This window comes from Sciscionella marina DSM 45152, assembly GCF_000379465.1.
Lineage (GTDB): Bacteria > Actinomycetota > Actinomycetes > Mycobacteriales > Pseudonocardiaceae > Sciscionella > Sciscionella marina.
On record NZ_KB905465.1, the window covers coordinates 119,442 to 133,856 of the forward strand.

Below are 14,415 nucleotides of genomic sequence, written 5' to 3' on the forward strand. Positions count from 1 at the left end.
CTTCTAGACACGCGCCGGAGTGGAAAGATCACCCGCGATTCGGTAACGATTCGGACGTCAGCGGCTACCGGGCCCTTCCGTGGCGCACTTTGACCACCTTGCGCACCAGCGCGAAGACCAGCCGGTTGCGGTTGAAGGTGAACAGCTCACCGCCGGGGATGGAGAACCGCTTCTCCGCGATCGATTTCGGCCGGGAGAACTCGCGCAGCCCCTCCTCGCCGTGGATCCTGCCGAAACCGCTCTCCCCATGCCCGCCGAACGGCAGCGCCGAGGTCGCCGCGAAGGCCATCACCGAGTTCACCGCGGTCGCGCCCGCGTTGAGCCGGTTCGCAATCTCGGCGCCGTGGTAGCGGGAGAACACCGAGGCCCCGAGGCCGTAGTCGGTGGCGTTGGCCAGTTCCACCGCCTCGTCCATCGAGCCCACGGTGCGCACGGTCAGCGTCGGGCCGAAGGTCTCCTCGCGCACCGCGGCGCTGTTCTCGTCCGCGTCCAGGATCACCACCGGATCCACGAAGGGCTCGCGCACCGAGTCCGGGCCGCCGATGACCGCGCGCCCACCGGCGGCCAGCGCCGCGTCGATGTGCCTGCGCACGGTGTCCGGACCGGTCGGCATGGTCATCGGGCCGTAGCTGGCGTCGGCCTCCCCGCCGGGGCGCAGTGCCCGCGCCTGGGCCCGCAGCGCCTCGAGGAACCGGTCCCGCACCGGGCGCGCCACGTACACCCGCTCGGTCCCGATACAGGTCTGTCCGGAGTTGGAGAAGGCCCCGAACGCGGCCGCGTCCGCCGCGGCTTCCACATCCGCGTCCTCGGCGACGATGAGCGGGTCCTTGCCGCCGCATTCGAGCACCACCGGGGTCAGGTTCTCCGCGCAGGCGGCCATGATCTTGCGCCCGGTGCCCGGGGAACCGGTGAAGGCGAGCTTGTCCACCCCGGAGCGGCACAGCGCGGCACCCGTCTCGCCGAAGCCGGTGACCAGTCCGAGCACCCCGGCAGGCAGGTGCGGGTTCGCCTCGGTGAACGCGTCGACCAGGTACTCGCCGACCGTCGTGGTGTACTCGCTCGGTTTGAACACGACCGTGTTCCCCGCGGCCAGCGAATAGGCCAGCGAGCCCATCGGCGTGTAGACAGGGTAGTTCCACGGCCCGATCGCGCCGACCACCCCGAACGGGCGCTGTTCCACGGTCGCCGAGAAGTTCCCCATGAGCAGTCCGGTGCCCACCTTGCGCGGCCGCAGCACCCGGCCCGCGTGCTTCGCCGCCCAGCGGATGTGCTCGAGCGCGAGCAGCAGTTCGGCGTACGCGTCCTCGTGTGGTTTGCCGTTGTCCTTGTGGATGACCTCGGCGAACTCATCGCTGTGGTTGACCAGGTAGGCGGCCCAGCGCAGCATCGCCTTCTCCCGGTCGGCGAACCCGAGGGTGCTCCACCGGCGCGCGGCCTCCCGGGCGGTGACCACGGCGGCGTCCACATCCTCGGCGGTGTGCACCGGATAGGTCGCGATGAGTGCCCCGGTCGCGGGGTTCACCGCACGCAACTCGGCACGGTCGGCCCGCGCGGTCCCCTTCGTCCCCGCGACGGTCTCAGTCATCACGTACTCCTCACATCGGCCGCGCAACCTTATTCGTACAGCGTGCCCCGCGAACCCTATAATTGACAAGATGCCAATACGCCCCGAAGCTCGCTGAGCATGAGTGTCGACGTCCCCGCACGCCGGGGCAGAAGGCTCGAACCGGATGCGCGCCGCGAACAGATCTTCGAGTGCGCGCGAACGCTGTTCCTCGCGGGCGACTACTCCGCGGTATCCACCGGGGACATCGCCGCGGCCGCCGGGGTGGCGCGGGGGCTGATCAACCACTACTTCGGCACCAAGCGCGCCCTCTATCTGGAGGTGCTGCGCGAATCGCTCACCCTGCCGCCGATTCCCGAGCTGGATCTGCCGCAGGGTTCGCTCGAGGAACAGGTCACCGCCGGAGTGACGTGGTTCGTGGAGTTCGTCTGGCGCAACCGGCAAGCCTGGATCGCCTTGTCCGGGGTCGGCCCGGCCGCCGATCAGGACATCCGGCAGATCGTCCACGAGGCGGAGGAGACCTGCACCGATCGGCTGCTCGCCGCAATCGAACTCGGCGAGCGGCTCGTGGACGAGGGCTCGCGGGCCACGATCCGGGCCTTCGCGGGCATGGTGCGCGCCACGGCAGCCGAATGGCTGGTGCGCGGCTCGATGGACCGCGAACGGGTGCGCGAGCTGCTCAGCTGCTGCCTGCTCGCCATCCTGCGGGACGTGCTCGCGCCTTGACCGCGGCACGCACAGCGGGGGCACTCACAGCGGGGGCACGAAACCGGGCAGCCAGCCCGAATCCTCCCCGTCCCCGCACACCGGGCACGGGGTCGAGGCGAGCTGACCGGGCGCGACCTCACGGATGATCATGCCGTCCCCCGGGATGATCAGGGTGCGCACCCGCAGGGTCTCGTCCGGGCCGTCGACGTGGGTCTGGGCGACGCGCCGGCATCCGTGACAGACGGTGCGCAGACCGGGGAACGCACCGTCGGCGCGGTAGTCGTCGAACGGAAGAGCACCAGCCATGCCTCCACGCTAGCGAAGCAACAGGAATACCGCTCCACCGGCGACCGGTCCGAGCAGCGCACCGGCGATCACCTGGGCGAGCGTGTGGTCGGCGAGCCGTACCCGCGACCAGCACACCACCGCCACGGCCGCGTACAGCGCGAGGTAGGGCAGCCCGTAAACCGCGGCGACCGCGGCCGCGGCACCGGAGGCCACCGCACCGTGCAGCGAGATCTTCCACCACCGGGTGATCACCATCGCCACGACGAGCACGGTGAGCATGGCGGCGAGCAGCGCGATCAACTCCTGAGGCGCGCCGCCGAACATCAGGCCCGCGAGACAGCCGAGCGCGCACAACAGGCAGGCAAGCATCGGCACGAAGCGTTCCTCGCGGTTGCGCACGTGGTGGGTCTCCCATCGGCCGCGTCGCGCCCCCTGCACGATGAAGGCCATCGGCAGCGCGCTGCAGCACAGGGCGACGAGCAGTCCCCAGCCCAGCGTCGGCCACGGTCGGTACCCGGTTGCGTGCCAGGCGATCGCCAGCGGCAGGAACACCACCACGATCCCGGGGGAACCGCCCTCGCTCAGCGCTTTCGCGAGCCTCATCGGTAGGTGAGCAGTTCGCGGCCCGCGCCGTCGAAATGCGCGTGATCGTTGAAGCACAGCAGGTTCGCCCCGCTGCGGCCGATGACGACCTTGCTGATCGAGGCGTTCGCGGTCACCCGGTTCAGCGCGATGAACCCGCGCACATCGAGCCCGAGGATGCTGGCCACGACCGCGGAGATCACCCCGCCGGAGGTGAACACCACCGCGGCGGCGCCCTTGCCGAGCTCCCCGCGCAGCTCGTGCATCGCGTCATCGATGCGCTGGCGGAACTCGTACCAGGTGCCCGGCCCGGTCTCGCTGCCCCAGTGCCCGAGCGACTGCTCGAGCAGTTCCTGGCTCGGCGCCGGCCAGACCGCGTCCTCGCCCGCGTAGCGGCGGATGATCTCGGCCGCGTCGTACTCGTTCCACCGCTGATCGGCACGCGCTTCGAGCTCCGGAAGCGCCTCCGCCGCGGTGTCCAGTTGCCTGCGCAGCGTCCCGGAGAGCGTCAGCTGCGGTGCCACACCCCTGCGGCGCAGTTCCGCCCCGACCAGCCGGGCCTGCTCCCGCCCGAGTTCGGAGAGCACGTCGTAGTCCTCGGCACCCCAGGCCGCCTGGCCGTGCCGGACCAGGTAGATCACACCCATATCGCTCCTGGCTTGCGTACCGTGTACACCGAACACCGTAGAGGAGGTCCGAGCATGGCGCGCTGCGTCGTCCACATCGCCCGTCCGGTCACCGACCCCGATCGTTGGCGGTTCTTGCTCGACGAGGGGGAACAGGCCCGGGCCGACCGGTTCCGGCAGGCGATCGATACCGCGCGGTTCGTCACCGGGCGCGCGGTCGCGAAACTCGCCATCGCCGATCACCTCGGCAGGAAACCCGCCGATGTCTGGTTCCGGCTCTACTGCGCGAACTGCGACAGTGCCGAACACGGGAAACCGGTCGTGGACGGGGTGGAGTTCTCCATCGCGCATTCCGGTTCCTTCGTGCTCGTCGCGGTCACCGGGGAAATCCCGGTCGGCGTGGACGTGGAATTCGTCAACCAGCGCACCGATGTCGATTCACTCGCCGGGAGCGTGCTCTCCGAGACCGAACGCGCGGAATTCACCGCGACCGGCGATGCGGCGCGGCGTGCGGCGTTTTTCACCTACTGGGCGCGCAAGGAAGCGCTGGTGAAATCCACCGGGCTCGGGCTTTCCGGGGAACTGCGCTCGGTCTCGGTCACCCCCGCCGACGCGGACCCGGGCGTGGTCTCCTGGAACGGCCCAGAAAAAGTCTGGCTGACCGATCTGGCGCTGGAGGACTACGAGGACGGTACAGACTACCGAGCCGCCCTCGCCGCGCTGACCACCGAAGAGCTCGAGGTCGTGTTCCAGCATTTCGCTGCATGACCAGCACAGTGCCGCATGACCAGCACGGCGCCGCATGAGTTCGGCGCTTGACCTCCACCGCGCTGGAGGTCCGAGCATGGACCGCATGCCCTTGTGGATATGCGATGTATGCGGACTGGAACACCCCGACACCCCCGAACCGCCGGGCTGCGTGCTCGACCGCGGCGAGGTGACCATCGAGGAACGTGGCGATCTCGGGCCGCATCCCGAACACTGGTCCACGCACGAGGAACTCGTCGCGCAGCCGCACGAAACCGTGCACCACGAGCACGGGCGCGGGATCCACAGCCTGCACCGGGAGCCGCGGTTCGGGATCGGCCAGTGGTCCTTCCTCGTCCAGACCGGGAACGGGAACCTGCTCTGGGATCCGCCGAACTATCTGGACGAGGAAGTCCTGGAACTGGTGCGCGGGCTCGGCGGAGTCGACGCGATCGCCACCAGCCATCCGCACATGTTCGCCGCCCAGGTCAGCTGGAGCCACGCGTTCGGCCGGATTCCGGTGTACGTCAACGCACTCGACGAGGAATGGGTCCCGCGCCCGGATCCGGTGCTCGAATACTGGGACGATGAAACCGAGCCGCTGCCCGGAATCAGGCTCATCCACCTCGGCGGGCACATGCGTGGCAGCGCGGTCGCGCTCACCGCGGACGGGACCTTGCTGGCCGGGGACACCATCAGCGCGGTGCCCACACATCCCGCCTGGGTTTCGTTCACCCGCAACTACCCCAAGCTCGTGCCGCTCTCCCCCGCCGTGGTGCGCCGCATCGTCGACCGGCTGGACGCCTATGACTACGACCGGCTCTTCGTGCTCAACGGGTACACAGTGGACTCCGACGCGAAACGGGTGGTGCACCGATCCGCGGAGAGCCACATCCGCTGGGCGAGCGGAGAATTCGACCACCTGACCTAGCAGCCCGGCTCAGCCGCCCAGTTTGGCGACCGGTCCGTGGTGCACGGTGCGGACCTTGTAGTCGGCATCGTGGTATTTCTTCGCCCCCGATTCGTAGACCACGTACAGCTCGCCCTTCGCGATCGCCAGATCCTCGGACATGTTCGGGGCCACGATGCGTTTGCCGACCGGTCCCTGGCGCGCGTCGACGGTGAGTTCGCTGTCGTTGTTGCGCCCGAACGAACGGCTCCACACGAAGTTCTTCGGGGTGATCGCCATGCCCTGTACCTTCGCAGGCACCTTGAACGAGGAACCGTCGTATTTCGGCTGTTCCTTGGCGTCGAGGGTGTAGCGGTACACGGTTCCCTCGTTCTTTTCGTCGAAGGTGCCGGCGTAGAGTTTGTCGCCCGAGATCTCCATGAAGGAGCTCGCCTTCAGATGCGAGATCCCGGAGTTCTTGATCGTCGAACCGTTCTTCGCCTTGGCGATCGCGTCCTTGGAGTACCGGATCACCTGTTTGTCGCTGCCTTTGGTGCTGGACACCCACAGGTAGTGCTTGCTCTCCGCGAGGGTTCCGGCGTGGCCCTTGTCGTCCAGTACGAGGGTTTTCTGCTGTTTGCTGGTCTTGCGGTCCAGGATCGCGATGCGCGCGTTGCCGCCCCCCTCATGGTAGTAGGAGACGACCATCGCGTCCTGCTCGGGCAGATAGGCCAGCCCCTGCGGCACAGAGGGCGTGGTGTCGAGATAGGGGATTTTCGCGGCACCACGGCTGAACGTGGAGTAGTACTGCTTGTACCGCGGCGGGTCATCGGCGTTCGCGGTCGCGGCGGGCAGGATCGTGGCGAGCAGCGCGGCACCGGCCGCTGCGGCTATGAGGTTTCGCATGTGTCCAGCATCACGATTGTCCGATTCCCCGGCAACATCCGTTCTGCGATGTTCACCCATCCATTGGTCGGTGGTGTCAGAACTTAGGGACTATTGCGGCATGACTTGTCCGGCTACGTCGTGGCCCGGGCGACGGTGTGCACGTAGAGGTTTGTGAGCCGTCGGTGCACGATCCGCCAGCCTTCGGGTCGCCGCTCCAGAGTGTCGTGGAACAGGCCCGCGGCGATGACGTTCGCCGGTTCCCCGGTTTTGGTCTCGTGGGTATGCAGATGCGGGGACACGGCGGTTGCCCGGTCGCCGTCGATCGTCACGGTGGCGTGTCCTTCGACGTGCTGCCAGACGGTGTAGATGTCGGCCATGCCGCCATCGCGATCAGGGCCGCGCATCAGGTCGGCGAGGTCCGCACGGCTCATCGCCGCGGGCATCCCGGCCTCGGAGTAGTCGAGTACGGCATCCTCGGAGAACACGTCCGCCCAGTGCTCCAGTACGTCGAGATTCTCGTCGTGGGGCTGATGCAGGTCCTGCCCGAGACCGTAGCGCGCGATCACGTCCTGGATCTCGAGACGATCCAAGAGGTAGCGGACGTCCGATTCGAGTGACATGGGGTCCCCTTTGCTCAACACCGGCGTTACCGACCTCGTGGCCTCATACTCTCAGGTGCACACCCCGGCGAGCCGGACGTAACCGCCGAGGTTCTCGTCGTCGGCGCCCAGCAGCCCCTGCGCGGAACCGGGGAGGCAGGCGATGCCCTCGATCTTGTGCCCGGTGAACCGGCCGCGGGACTCGGGTTTCCCGGTGTTCAGCCGGGCTTTCGCCGAGACGGTTCCGACCCGGTAGACGGCCGAGTCGAAGGGGCCGTCGTCACCGTCGTCCGAGGCGGAGGAGATCAGCAGCCCGCCCCCGGGCCGGATCTTCACGTCGGAGATGTGCCGGACGTGCTCTTCCGGATAGGGAACCCGGACGTCGGCCTCGTCCACTTTCCCGAATGTGAACTTCGCGGTGTCGAAGGGTGCCGCGAACAGCCGCCCGGGCCGCTTCTCGGCCTTGCCCCGGTCGGCCCACACCGCGACGGTGCCGCCGTCCTGTTCGGCGAGCGCGAAGCCCTCGTAGTTCGCCTTGCCCTTCGCCGAAGGCAGCTCGAAGGTCTTGCGCACGGTCGCGGTGCCCCCGGCGATGGTGAACGCGTACCCGGTGCCCGCGCTGGCCAGTGCGATGTACTCGCCCGGTTTTCCGGGAACCGCGTCGATCGATTCCAGGTCCACCGGTTCCGCACCGGACCAGCGCAGCGGGGTCGGCTTCGCCCCCTCGCCGTCGACGAGGTGCACCGCGGCGAGCCGGTTCTGCCCGGGTTCCTTGTTGTCCCGCACGACAAGCGCGTCTACCACGCTCTTGGCCGCTCCAGTGCCGGACGACCCGGTGATCACCGCACCACTGACGCCCTCGGTGATCGAATCGCCGACCCGGTGCCAGGCGCTGTCCGCGCCGGCCGGAACGGACGTGAGGGCACCTGCGGCGGCGAGCGCGAGACCGGCGACGATCTTCATGCGGCACAGGCTAGCTAATCACCGCGCAGAACGGAACGCAGCGATTCGAGTACGTTCGGGTCCTCGATGGTGGAGGGCACCGGCTCATCGCGGCCGTCGGCGATCGCCCGCATGGATTTGCGCAATACCTTGCCCGAGCGGGTTTTCGGCAACGCGTCGACCACGGCCACCTCCCGGAATGCCGCCACCGCACCGATATCCCGGCGCACTGCGTCGACCAGCTCTTCGCGCAGCACCTGCTCTGCGATGTCCACATTGGCCTTGAGCACTACGAATCCCTTGGGCAGCTGGCCTTTCAGCCCATCCGCCACCCCGATCACCGCGCATTCGGCGACCGCGGGATGCGCCGCGAGTACCGCCTCCATGGACCCGGTGGACAACCGGTGCCCCGCCACGTTGATCACATCGTCGGTGCGGCCCATCACGAACAGGTAGCCGTCCTCGTCCAGATAACCGCCGTCCCCGGTCAGGTAATACCCCTCGTAGCGGGACAGGTAGGACTCGATGAACCGCTCGTCATCGCCCCACAGGGTGGGCAGGCAACCGGGCGGCAGCGGGAGTTTCACGCAGATCGCGCCCTCGGTGCCCGGCGGGACCTCGGTGCCGTCCGGGTCGAGCACCCGCACGTCGTACCCGGGAACGGGAACGGTCGGCGAACCGGGTTTGACCGGCATCGGTTCCAGCCCGCGCGGATTCGCCGCGATCGCCCAGCCGGTCTCGGTCTGCCACCAGTGATCGATCACCGGGACACCCAGTTTCTCGTGCGCCCAGCCATAGGTTTCCGGATCGAGCCGTTCGCCGGCCAGGAACAGGGTGCCGAACGCGGAGAGATCGTAGTCCGCCAGCAGTTCCGCGTCCGGATCCACCTTCTTGATGGCGCGCAACGCGGTCGGTGCGGTGAACAGCGCCTTGGCCCGGTATTCGGAAAGCACCCGCCAGAACGCGCCCGCGTCCGGGGTACCCACCGGCTTGCCCTCGTAGATCACCGTGCTCGCGCCGACGAGCAGCGGCGCGTAGACGATGTACGAGTGCCCGACGACCCAGCCGACATCCGAGGCGGTCCACCACACGTCCCCGGGACCGATGTCGTAGATGTTGGTCATCGACCAGGCGAGCGCGACGGCGTGCCCGCCGTTGTCCCGCACCACGCCCTTCGGTTTCCCGGTCGTTCCCGAGGTGTAGAGGATGTAGAGCGGATCGGTCGCCCGCACCGGAACGCAGTCCACGGGCTCGGCGGCGCGCACCGCGGCGGTCCAGTCCACATCCCGGTCCCCCAGCTCCACGCGCGCCTGTTCGCGTTGCAGCACAACGACATGCTCGACGCTGTCCGTCGCCTCGACGGCTTCGTCGACGATCGGCTTGTACTCCACGACCCGGTTCGGTTCGACCCCGCAGGAGGCGCACACCAGCACCTTCGGTTCGGCGTCCGCGATCCGCGCGGCCAGTTCCTTGGGCGCGAACCCGCCGAAGACCACCGAGTGCACCGCCCCGATCCGGGCGCAGGCGAGCATCGCGATCAGCGCCTCGGGCACCATCGGCAGGTACACCACGACCCGGTCGCCCTTGCCCACCCCGAGCCCGCGGAGCACACCGGCGAACCGGGCGACCTGATCGAGCAGCTCACGGTAGGTGTAGCTGGCCTTGCTACCGGTGACCGGGGAATCCCAGTACACCGCGACCTGCTCGGCCCGCCCGGCGGCCACGTGCCGGTCGAGCGCGTTGTGGCAGGTGTTCAGCTCGCCATCCGGGAACCAGTGGTAGAACGGCGGCTCGGTATCGTCGAGCGCGCGGCTCGGCGGGCGCTGCCATTCGATGGCTCCCGCCGCATCGAGCCAGAACGTGTTCGGGTCCTCGATACTGGCGCGATATTGCGTACTGTAGTCGCCTCCGTGCGCATTCATTGCCATATCGTGCACCGGAGAAGCCTCGAAACACCACCGTTACCGGGAGTGGCTAGCCAAAGTGCAAGAGAGACTGCACCATGACGCTATGGAAGCCGAGCGACGACGCCGGATCGTGGTGGGTGTCGATGACGGATCGGACAGTGCCCTCGCGGTGCGCTGGGCCGCCGCACACGCCGCCGCCGTCGGACTGCCACTACACTGCGTGTACGCAGAGTTCAATCCGTACACCATGGCCGCGGGCGACGCGGGGATCCCGCCCGCGCTCGATCTCGGGATGTCCAGATCGGATACCGACCGAGTGCTCAGCGACGCCATGCGCATCGCCAGCGAGGTCGCCCCTTCGCTCGACATCCGGGCGCACGCGGAACCGGCGAGCCCGGCAACCCTGCTGCTCGGCGAGGCGAAGATGTCCTCGCTTCTGGTGATCGGCAATCACGGCGCCGGCGTGCTCTCCGACCTGCTGCTCGGCAGCGTGTGCGGGACCGTGGCGGCGCGTTCGGCCTGTCCGGTGGTCGCGGTGCGCAGCAGGCTCACCGAGCTGGACCAGCTCGCCCCGGTCGTGGTCGGCGCGGACGGCTCCGAGGTCTCCGAGCGGGCGATCGAGTGGGCGCACAAGTTCGCCGCCTGGCACGACAAACCGCTGCGGGTGCTGCACGTGTGCCGTCGCGGGCGTGGTGACCTGGACCAGGCGCGGGCCTACACCGAGCAACTGCTCGACCGCTGTGCACACCCGGGTGTCCCGGTCAGCACCGAGTTCGTGGACGGCGAACCGGCCGAGGTGCTCGCCGGTGAAGCGGAGAACGCCTATCTGCTCGTGGTCGGGGCACGCGGGCACGGGGTGGCCTCGGGCCTGCTGACCGGCTCGGTTTCGCACGCGCTGCTGCGCCAGGCGCCCTGCCCGGTCGCCGTCGTTCGCAAGCAGGTGGTGCTGCAGCCGGTATGACGAGAGAACCGAGGGCAGGACGGTCGACGCAGTAGCCTGGGCGGTATGGGCATCCGTGCGCGCGTTCGGGAACTGCTCGAACGCCCGGGTTCGGCGAACCTGCAGCGCTACAGACCGATCGTGACCAGGGCGGGCGAACGCGAGCGGGAACTGCGCGAGTACAGCGACGCCGAGCTGACCGCGGCCGCGAACCGGCTGCGCGAGGGCACCTTCGACAAGGCGGGGCTGGCGCAGGTGTGCGCGCTCGGCAGGGAGGCGGCCCGGCGCACTCTCGGCGAACGCCCCTTCGAGGTGCAGCTGCTCGGGGTCGCCGCGATGCTGAACGGGCGCGTCGTGGAGATGGCGACCGGCGAGGGGAAAACCCTGGTCTGCGCGCTCGCCGCGGCCGGATACGTACTACAGGGCCGCCGGGTGCACGTGGTCTCGGTGAACGACTACCTCGCCCGCAGGGACGCCGAGTGGATGGCCGAGTTCTACGCGCTGCTCGGGGTCTCGGTCGGGTCGATCGATCAGCACAGCACCGATGCCGAACGGCGCATCGCCTATCGGGCCGAGGTCACCTATGCCTCGGTCAACGAGGTCGGTTTCGACGTGCTGCGCGACCGGATGCGCACCGAGGCGAGCGAACTGGTCACCGCCGAGCCCGATGTGGTGCTGGTGGACGAGATCGACTCGGTGCTCGTGGACGAGGCGACGGTGCCCCTGGTGCTGGCCGGTTCCGCCGAGCGCGCTCACGGGGATCCCCAGCTCGCCGGGCTGGTGCGCAAGCTGAAATCCGGCACGCACTACGAGGTGGACGCGGACGAGCGCAATGTGAACCTGACCGATACCGGGCTCGATCACGTGGAGCGCGAGCTCGGCGGGATCCGGCTGCACACCGAGGAACACGCGGCGCTGCTCACCGAGCTCAACCTCGCGCTGCACGCGCGGGCGCTGCTTCGCAGGGACGTGGACTACCTGGTGCGCAAGGGAAAGGTCGAGCTGGTGAACCGCTCGCGCGGGCGGGTGGCCCGGCTGCAGCGCTGGCCGGACGGGCTACAGGCCGCCGTGGAGGCCAAGGAGGGACTGGCCGCGAGCCCGACCGGCGAGGTGCTGGACTCGATGATCGTGCAGTCGCTGATCGGCCGGTATCGCACGGTCTCCGGATGCAGCGGGACCGCCATGGGCGTGGCCACCGAGCTCGCCGAGTTCTACAAGCTCAGCCTCGGCGCGGTGCCGACGAACCTGCCCTGTGTGCGCGAGGACGAACCCGACCGGCTCTACGAGACCGCGGAGCGGAAGCAGGCCGCACTCGTCGAGTACGTGCGCGAGGTGCACGAGACCGGGCGCCCGGTGCTGATCGGTACCGCCAGCGTCGCCGAATCCGAGCAGCTGGCAGCCCAGCTCGACGAGGTCGGGGTGTACGGGGTGATCCTGAACGCGAAGAACGATGCGCAGGAGGCCGGGATCATCGCGCGTGCGGGCGAGCACGGCCGGGTCACCATCTCCACCCAGATGGCCGGGCGGGGCACCGATATCCGGCTCGGTTCGGCGAACGGGCGCGGCGGGGAGCGCATCGCACGGCTCGGCGGGCTGTGCGTGGTCGGTTCCGGGCGCTATCACACCGGCCGGCTGGACGACCAGTTGCGCGGGCGCGCCGGGCGGCAGGGTGATCCGGGCAGTTCGGTGCTGTTCACCAGCCTCGAGGATCCGGTCGTCACGCACAACATCGCGGAACCGCGCCCGCCCGCGCAGGTCGGTGAGGACGGCCAGGTGACCGATCGCCGCTGCGTGGAACTGGTGCGGCACGCGCAGCGCGTCTCCGAGGCCGCGCATCTGGAGATCCACCGCAACACCTGGCGGTACCACCAGCTCATCGCCAAGCAGCGCGAGCTCGTGCTCACCGAGCGGGACGCGGTGCTGCGCGGCGAACGGGCCGCCGAACTGCTGCGCGAGCGCTGTGCGGACCGGTACGCCGCGCTGCGCGAGGAGGGGCACGAGCGCTCCGCGATCGACCGCGCCGCCCGGCTCGTCATGCTGTTCCACCTGGACCGCCGGTGGACCGAGCATCTGGCCTTCCTCACCGATGTGCGCGAGGGAATCCATCTGCGCGCGCTCGCCAGGGAAACCCCGATCGACGAGTTCCACCGGATCGCGGTCGCCGAGTTCGCCCAGTTCTCCGCTCAGGTCCACGAACGGTCCGCGAGCACCTTCGAGGAAGTGAAACTCACCGAGAACGGCGTGGATCTCGAGGGAATCGGGTTGCGCAGGCCGAATTCCACCTGGACGTACATGGTGACCGACAACCCGTTCGGTTCCGAAGAAGAGCGCGCGCTCGCTTTTCTCGGGCGTGCGCTCAAATCCCCGAAGACCGATCAGGACTGAGCACCCGAATTCCGCAACCGCTCGAGATTCGCCGGAGCGGCGCCCAGCCACCACCGCGGATCCGCGCTGCCCTCGGTGGTCTCGCCGTCCCGGTGCACGAAGAACCGCTCGTCCCGTCCCGGTGTGTCGAACGCGCCGTCCAGTGCGCGCCGCACCCATTCCGCGCTGTACGCGAACACCTCGGCCGCGACCCCGCCGAGCGGGTGGAATTCGTTCTCGTACACCCGCATTTCCTTGGGTGCGGTGATTTTCTCGAACGTCGCGATCGCGTTCTCCACCGGGGTCAGCTCGTCGAATTCCCCGGTACCGAGCAGCACCGGGCGCTCGATGTTCCGTACCAGATCACCGAGCGGCATCTGCTGTTTCAGCTCCCGGTCGAAGGCTTCCTCATCGGTGTACCCGGCCATGAAGAGATAATTGTTCTTGAAGCTCGGCTGGGCGCGTTCGAAGATCGTCTCGAAATCCCCGGAAACCGCTTCGTAGGAGGCCACCGCGCGCAACCGGGTGTCCGGGTTCGCCAGCGCACGCAGTGACCAGTAGCCGCTCATGCTGATCCCGAACATGCCGATGCGGTGCTCGTCCACCTCCGGAAGACCGGCCAGGTATCCGGCGTAGGTCTCGATCGCCCGCTCGTAGTTGTCCAGCGTGACGGTGCAGCCGTTTACCCGGGTCTCCCCCTGGCCCGGCCCTTCGATGGACAGCGCGACCACCCCGCGCGCGGTGTAGTAGCGCTCGGCCGCGTAGATGTAGTCCTCCTTGATCATGTCCATCCCCGGGCCGAGGATCACCGCGGGCGCACCGGTCACCGGGCGATCGGGCAGGTGCAGCAGCGCGTAGATCGTCCGGCCCTCGAAGTCCAGCTCCACCCGGCGCACCGTGTTCCCGCGCAGTTCGCCGAGCCGGGCCACGCAGTGATCACAGCGCTCGCGCAGGTTCGCCTTGCGCGCATCGACCGGGTCGAAGATGGAGTACTGCGCGCGCCCGTACATCACCGCGGCCCGCAGGTACAGATCCGAGGCGGTGCGCGCGAAGCCGAGCGATTCGTGGTGCTCGGCCCGCCGCTGCGCCTGTGCCGCGATCGCACCCCAGGCCTTCGGCTGCATCGCCCCACTCTTGACCAGGGCGAACACCTTGTCGAAGTCGGTGTGATCGTGGCCGAGCTGTTCCAGGGTCCCCTTTCCTTCCGGGTGCAGCGCGTCGAAACCGCCCTGGGCGAGGGCGATGTCCAGCGACCAGCTCTGTCCCGTCGAACGTGTGGTCACGGCAACCTCCAACTGTGTCAGCAGAAAATACTAAGTACTTATTGATTAACTACTTAGCTAATGTAGCGAGGCTTCCGGTCGGGCGCAA

The 14,415-nt window shown here is 68.5% G+C and carries 14 protein-coding genes; 5 read left to right on the forward strand and 9 right to left on the reverse strand.

Annotated elements, in window-relative coordinates:
* Positions 1-64: 64 nt before the first annotated feature.
* Positions 65-1,585 (reverse strand): aldehyde dehydrogenase family protein, encoded by a 1,521-nt coding sequence (locus A37U_RS0141050; protein ID WP_020502477.1) that lies wholly within the window; start codon positions 1,583-1,585, stop codon positions 65-67.
* A 99-nt stretch (positions 1,586-1,684) separates the two neighbouring features.
* On the opposite strand from A37U_RS0141050, the gene A37U_RS0141055 reads away from it, so the two are divergent.
* Complete coding sequence (locus tag A37U_RS0141055; RefSeq protein ID WP_020502478.1) at positions 1,685-2,290, forward strand: TetR/AcrR family transcriptional regulator; 606 nt, start codon at positions 1,685-1,687, stop codon at positions 2,288-2,290.
* Between the two features lie 24 nt (positions 2,291-2,314).
* On the opposite strand, the gene A37U_RS0141060 is transcribed toward A37U_RS0141055, so the two are convergent.
* From A37U_RS0141060 to A37U_RS0141070, 3 genes are read right to left on the reverse strand one after another with little or no spacing between them, the layout of a single operon-like run.
* Positions 2,315-2,578, reverse strand: a complete 264-nt coding sequence (locus A37U_RS0141060) for a hypothetical protein (protein ID WP_020502479.1) — start codon at positions 2,576-2,578, stop codon at positions 2,315-2,317.
* Positions 2,579-2,587: 9 nt separating this feature from the next.
* A complete protein-coding gene (locus A37U_RS0141065) occupies positions 2,588-3,163 on the reverse strand; it encodes a phosphatase PAP2 family protein (protein WP_020502480.1) in 576 nt (191 codons plus the stop codon).
* On the reverse strand, positions 3,160-3,789 hold the full coding sequence (locus A37U_RS0141070) for a histidine phosphatase family protein (protein WP_020502481.1): 630 nt from the start codon (positions 3,787-3,789) through the stop codon (positions 3,160-3,162). The genes A37U_RS0141065 and A37U_RS0141070 overlap by 4 nt, the downstream gene beginning before the upstream one ends.
* A gap of 54 nt (positions 3,790-3,843) precedes the next feature.
* Between A37U_RS0141070 and A37U_RS47865 the strand changes: the two genes are divergently transcribed.
* Together A37U_RS47865 and A37U_RS0141080 are read left to right on the forward strand one after the other, a co-directional pair.
* On the forward strand, positions 3,844-4,536 hold the full coding sequence (locus A37U_RS47865) for a 4'-phosphopantetheinyl transferase family protein (protein ID WP_020502482.1): 693 nt from the start codon (positions 3,844-3,846) through the stop codon (positions 4,534-4,536).
* 76 nt (positions 4,537-4,612) lie between these two features.
* On the forward strand, positions 4,613-5,446 hold the full coding sequence (locus A37U_RS0141080; RefSeq protein ID WP_020502483.1) for an MBL fold metallo-hydrolase: 834 nt from the start codon (positions 4,613-4,615) through the stop codon (positions 5,444-5,446).
* A gap of 9 nt (positions 5,447-5,455) precedes the next feature.
* On the opposite strand, the gene A37U_RS0141085 is transcribed toward A37U_RS0141080, so the two are convergent.
* The 4 genes from A37U_RS0141085 to A37U_RS0141100 all read right to left on the reverse strand — a co-directional run bounded on the left by A37U_RS0141085 (position 5,456) and on the right by A37U_RS0141100 (position 9,755).
* Positions 5,456-6,310 carry a hypothetical protein gene (locus A37U_RS0141085; protein WP_020502484.1) on the reverse strand — a complete coding sequence of 285 codons (855 nt, stop codon included), beginning with the start codon at positions 6,308-6,310 and terminating at the stop codon, positions 5,456-5,458.
* 113 nt (positions 6,311-6,423) lie between these two features.
* The gene (locus A37U_RS0141090) at positions 6,424-6,912 is read right to left on the reverse strand and encodes a nuclear transport factor 2 family protein (protein WP_020502485.1); all 489 of its coding nucleotides are present in this window, start codon (positions 6,910-6,912) and stop codon (positions 6,424-6,426) included.
* A gap of 51 nt (positions 6,913-6,963) precedes the next feature.
* Positions 6,964-7,854, reverse strand: a complete 891-nt coding sequence (locus tag A37U_RS0141095) for a hypothetical protein (protein WP_020502486.1) — start codon at positions 7,852-7,854, stop codon at positions 6,964-6,966.
* Between the two features lie 14 nt (positions 7,855-7,868).
* Positions 7,869-9,755 carry a propionyl-CoA synthetase gene (locus tag A37U_RS0141100; RefSeq protein WP_020502487.1) on the reverse strand — a complete coding sequence of 629 codons (1,887 nt, stop codon included), beginning with the start codon at positions 9,753-9,755 and terminating at the stop codon, positions 7,869-7,871.
* A gap of 88 nt (positions 9,756-9,843) precedes the next feature.
* Here A37U_RS0141100 and A37U_RS0141105 point away from each other — a divergent pair, with 88 nt between their 5' ends.
* A complete protein-coding gene (locus A37U_RS0141105; protein ID WP_026198168.1) occupies positions 9,844-10,701 on the forward strand; it encodes a universal stress protein in 858 nt (285 codons plus the stop codon).
* 45 nt (positions 10,702-10,746) lie between these two features.
* Positions 10,747-13,065, forward strand: a complete 2,319-nt coding sequence (gene secA2, locus A37U_RS0141110; RefSeq protein WP_020502489.1) for an accessory Sec system translocase SecA2 — start codon at positions 10,747-10,749, stop codon at positions 13,063-13,065.
* Here the strand turns inward: secA2 and A37U_RS0141115 are convergent.
* Positions 13,056-14,327 (reverse strand): alpha/beta hydrolase family protein, encoded by a 1,272-nt coding sequence (locus A37U_RS0141115; protein WP_020502490.1) that lies wholly within the window; start codon positions 14,325-14,327, stop codon positions 13,056-13,058. The genes secA2 and A37U_RS0141115 overlap by 10 nt on opposite strands.
* Between the last annotated feature and the right edge of the window lie 88 nt (positions 14,328-14,415).

Bases quoted from the DNA above. Each gene is read 5' to 3' on its own strand.
- A37U_RS0141050 (WP_020502477.1), bottom strand. From the start codon at position 1,585: ATGACTGAGACCGTCGCGGGGACGAAGGGGACCGCGCGGGCCGACCGT.
- A37U_RS0141055 (WP_020502478.1), top strand. From the start codon at position 1,685: ATGAGTGTCGACGTCCCCGCACGCCGGGGCAGAAGGCTCGAACCGGAT.
- A37U_RS0141060 (WP_020502479.1), bottom strand. From the start codon at position 2,578: ATGGCTGGTGCTCTTCCGTTCGACGACTACCGCGCCGACGGTGCGTTC.
- A37U_RS0141065 (WP_020502480.1), bottom strand. From the start codon at position 3,163: ATGAGGCTCGCGAAAGCGCTGAGCGAGGGCGGTTCCCCCGGGATCGTG.
- A37U_RS0141070 (WP_020502481.1), bottom strand. From the start codon at position 3,789: ATGGGTGTGATCTACCTGGTCCGGCACGGCCAGGCGGCCTGGGGTGCC.
- A37U_RS47865 (WP_020502482.1), top strand. From the start codon at position 3,844: ATGGCGCGCTGCGTCGTCCACATCGCCCGTCCGGTCACCGACCCCGAT.
- A37U_RS0141080 (WP_020502483.1), top strand. From the start codon at position 4,613: ATGGACCGCATGCCCTTGTGGATATGCGATGTATGCGGACTGGAACAC.
- A37U_RS0141085 (WP_020502484.1), bottom strand. From the start codon at position 6,310: ATGCGAAACCTCATAGCCGCAGCGGCCGGTGCCGCGCTGCTCGCCACG.
- A37U_RS0141090 (WP_020502485.1), bottom strand. From the start codon at position 6,912: ATGTCACTCGAATCGGACGTCCGCTACCTCTTGGATCGTCTCGAGATC.
- A37U_RS0141095 (WP_020502486.1), bottom strand. From the start codon at position 7,854: ATGAAGATCGTCGCCGGTCTCGCGCTCGCCGCCGCAGGTGCCCTCACG.
- A37U_RS0141100 (WP_020502487.1), bottom strand. From the start codon at position 9,755: ATGAATGCGCACGGAGGCGACTACAGTACGCAATATCGCGCCAGTATC.
- A37U_RS0141105 (WP_026198168.1), top strand. From the start codon at position 9,844: ATGGAAGCCGAGCGACGACGCCGGATCGTGGTGGGTGTCGATGACGGA.
- secA2 (WP_020502489.1), top strand. From the start codon at position 10,747: ATGGGCATCCGTGCGCGCGTTCGGGAACTGCTCGAACGCCCGGGTTCG.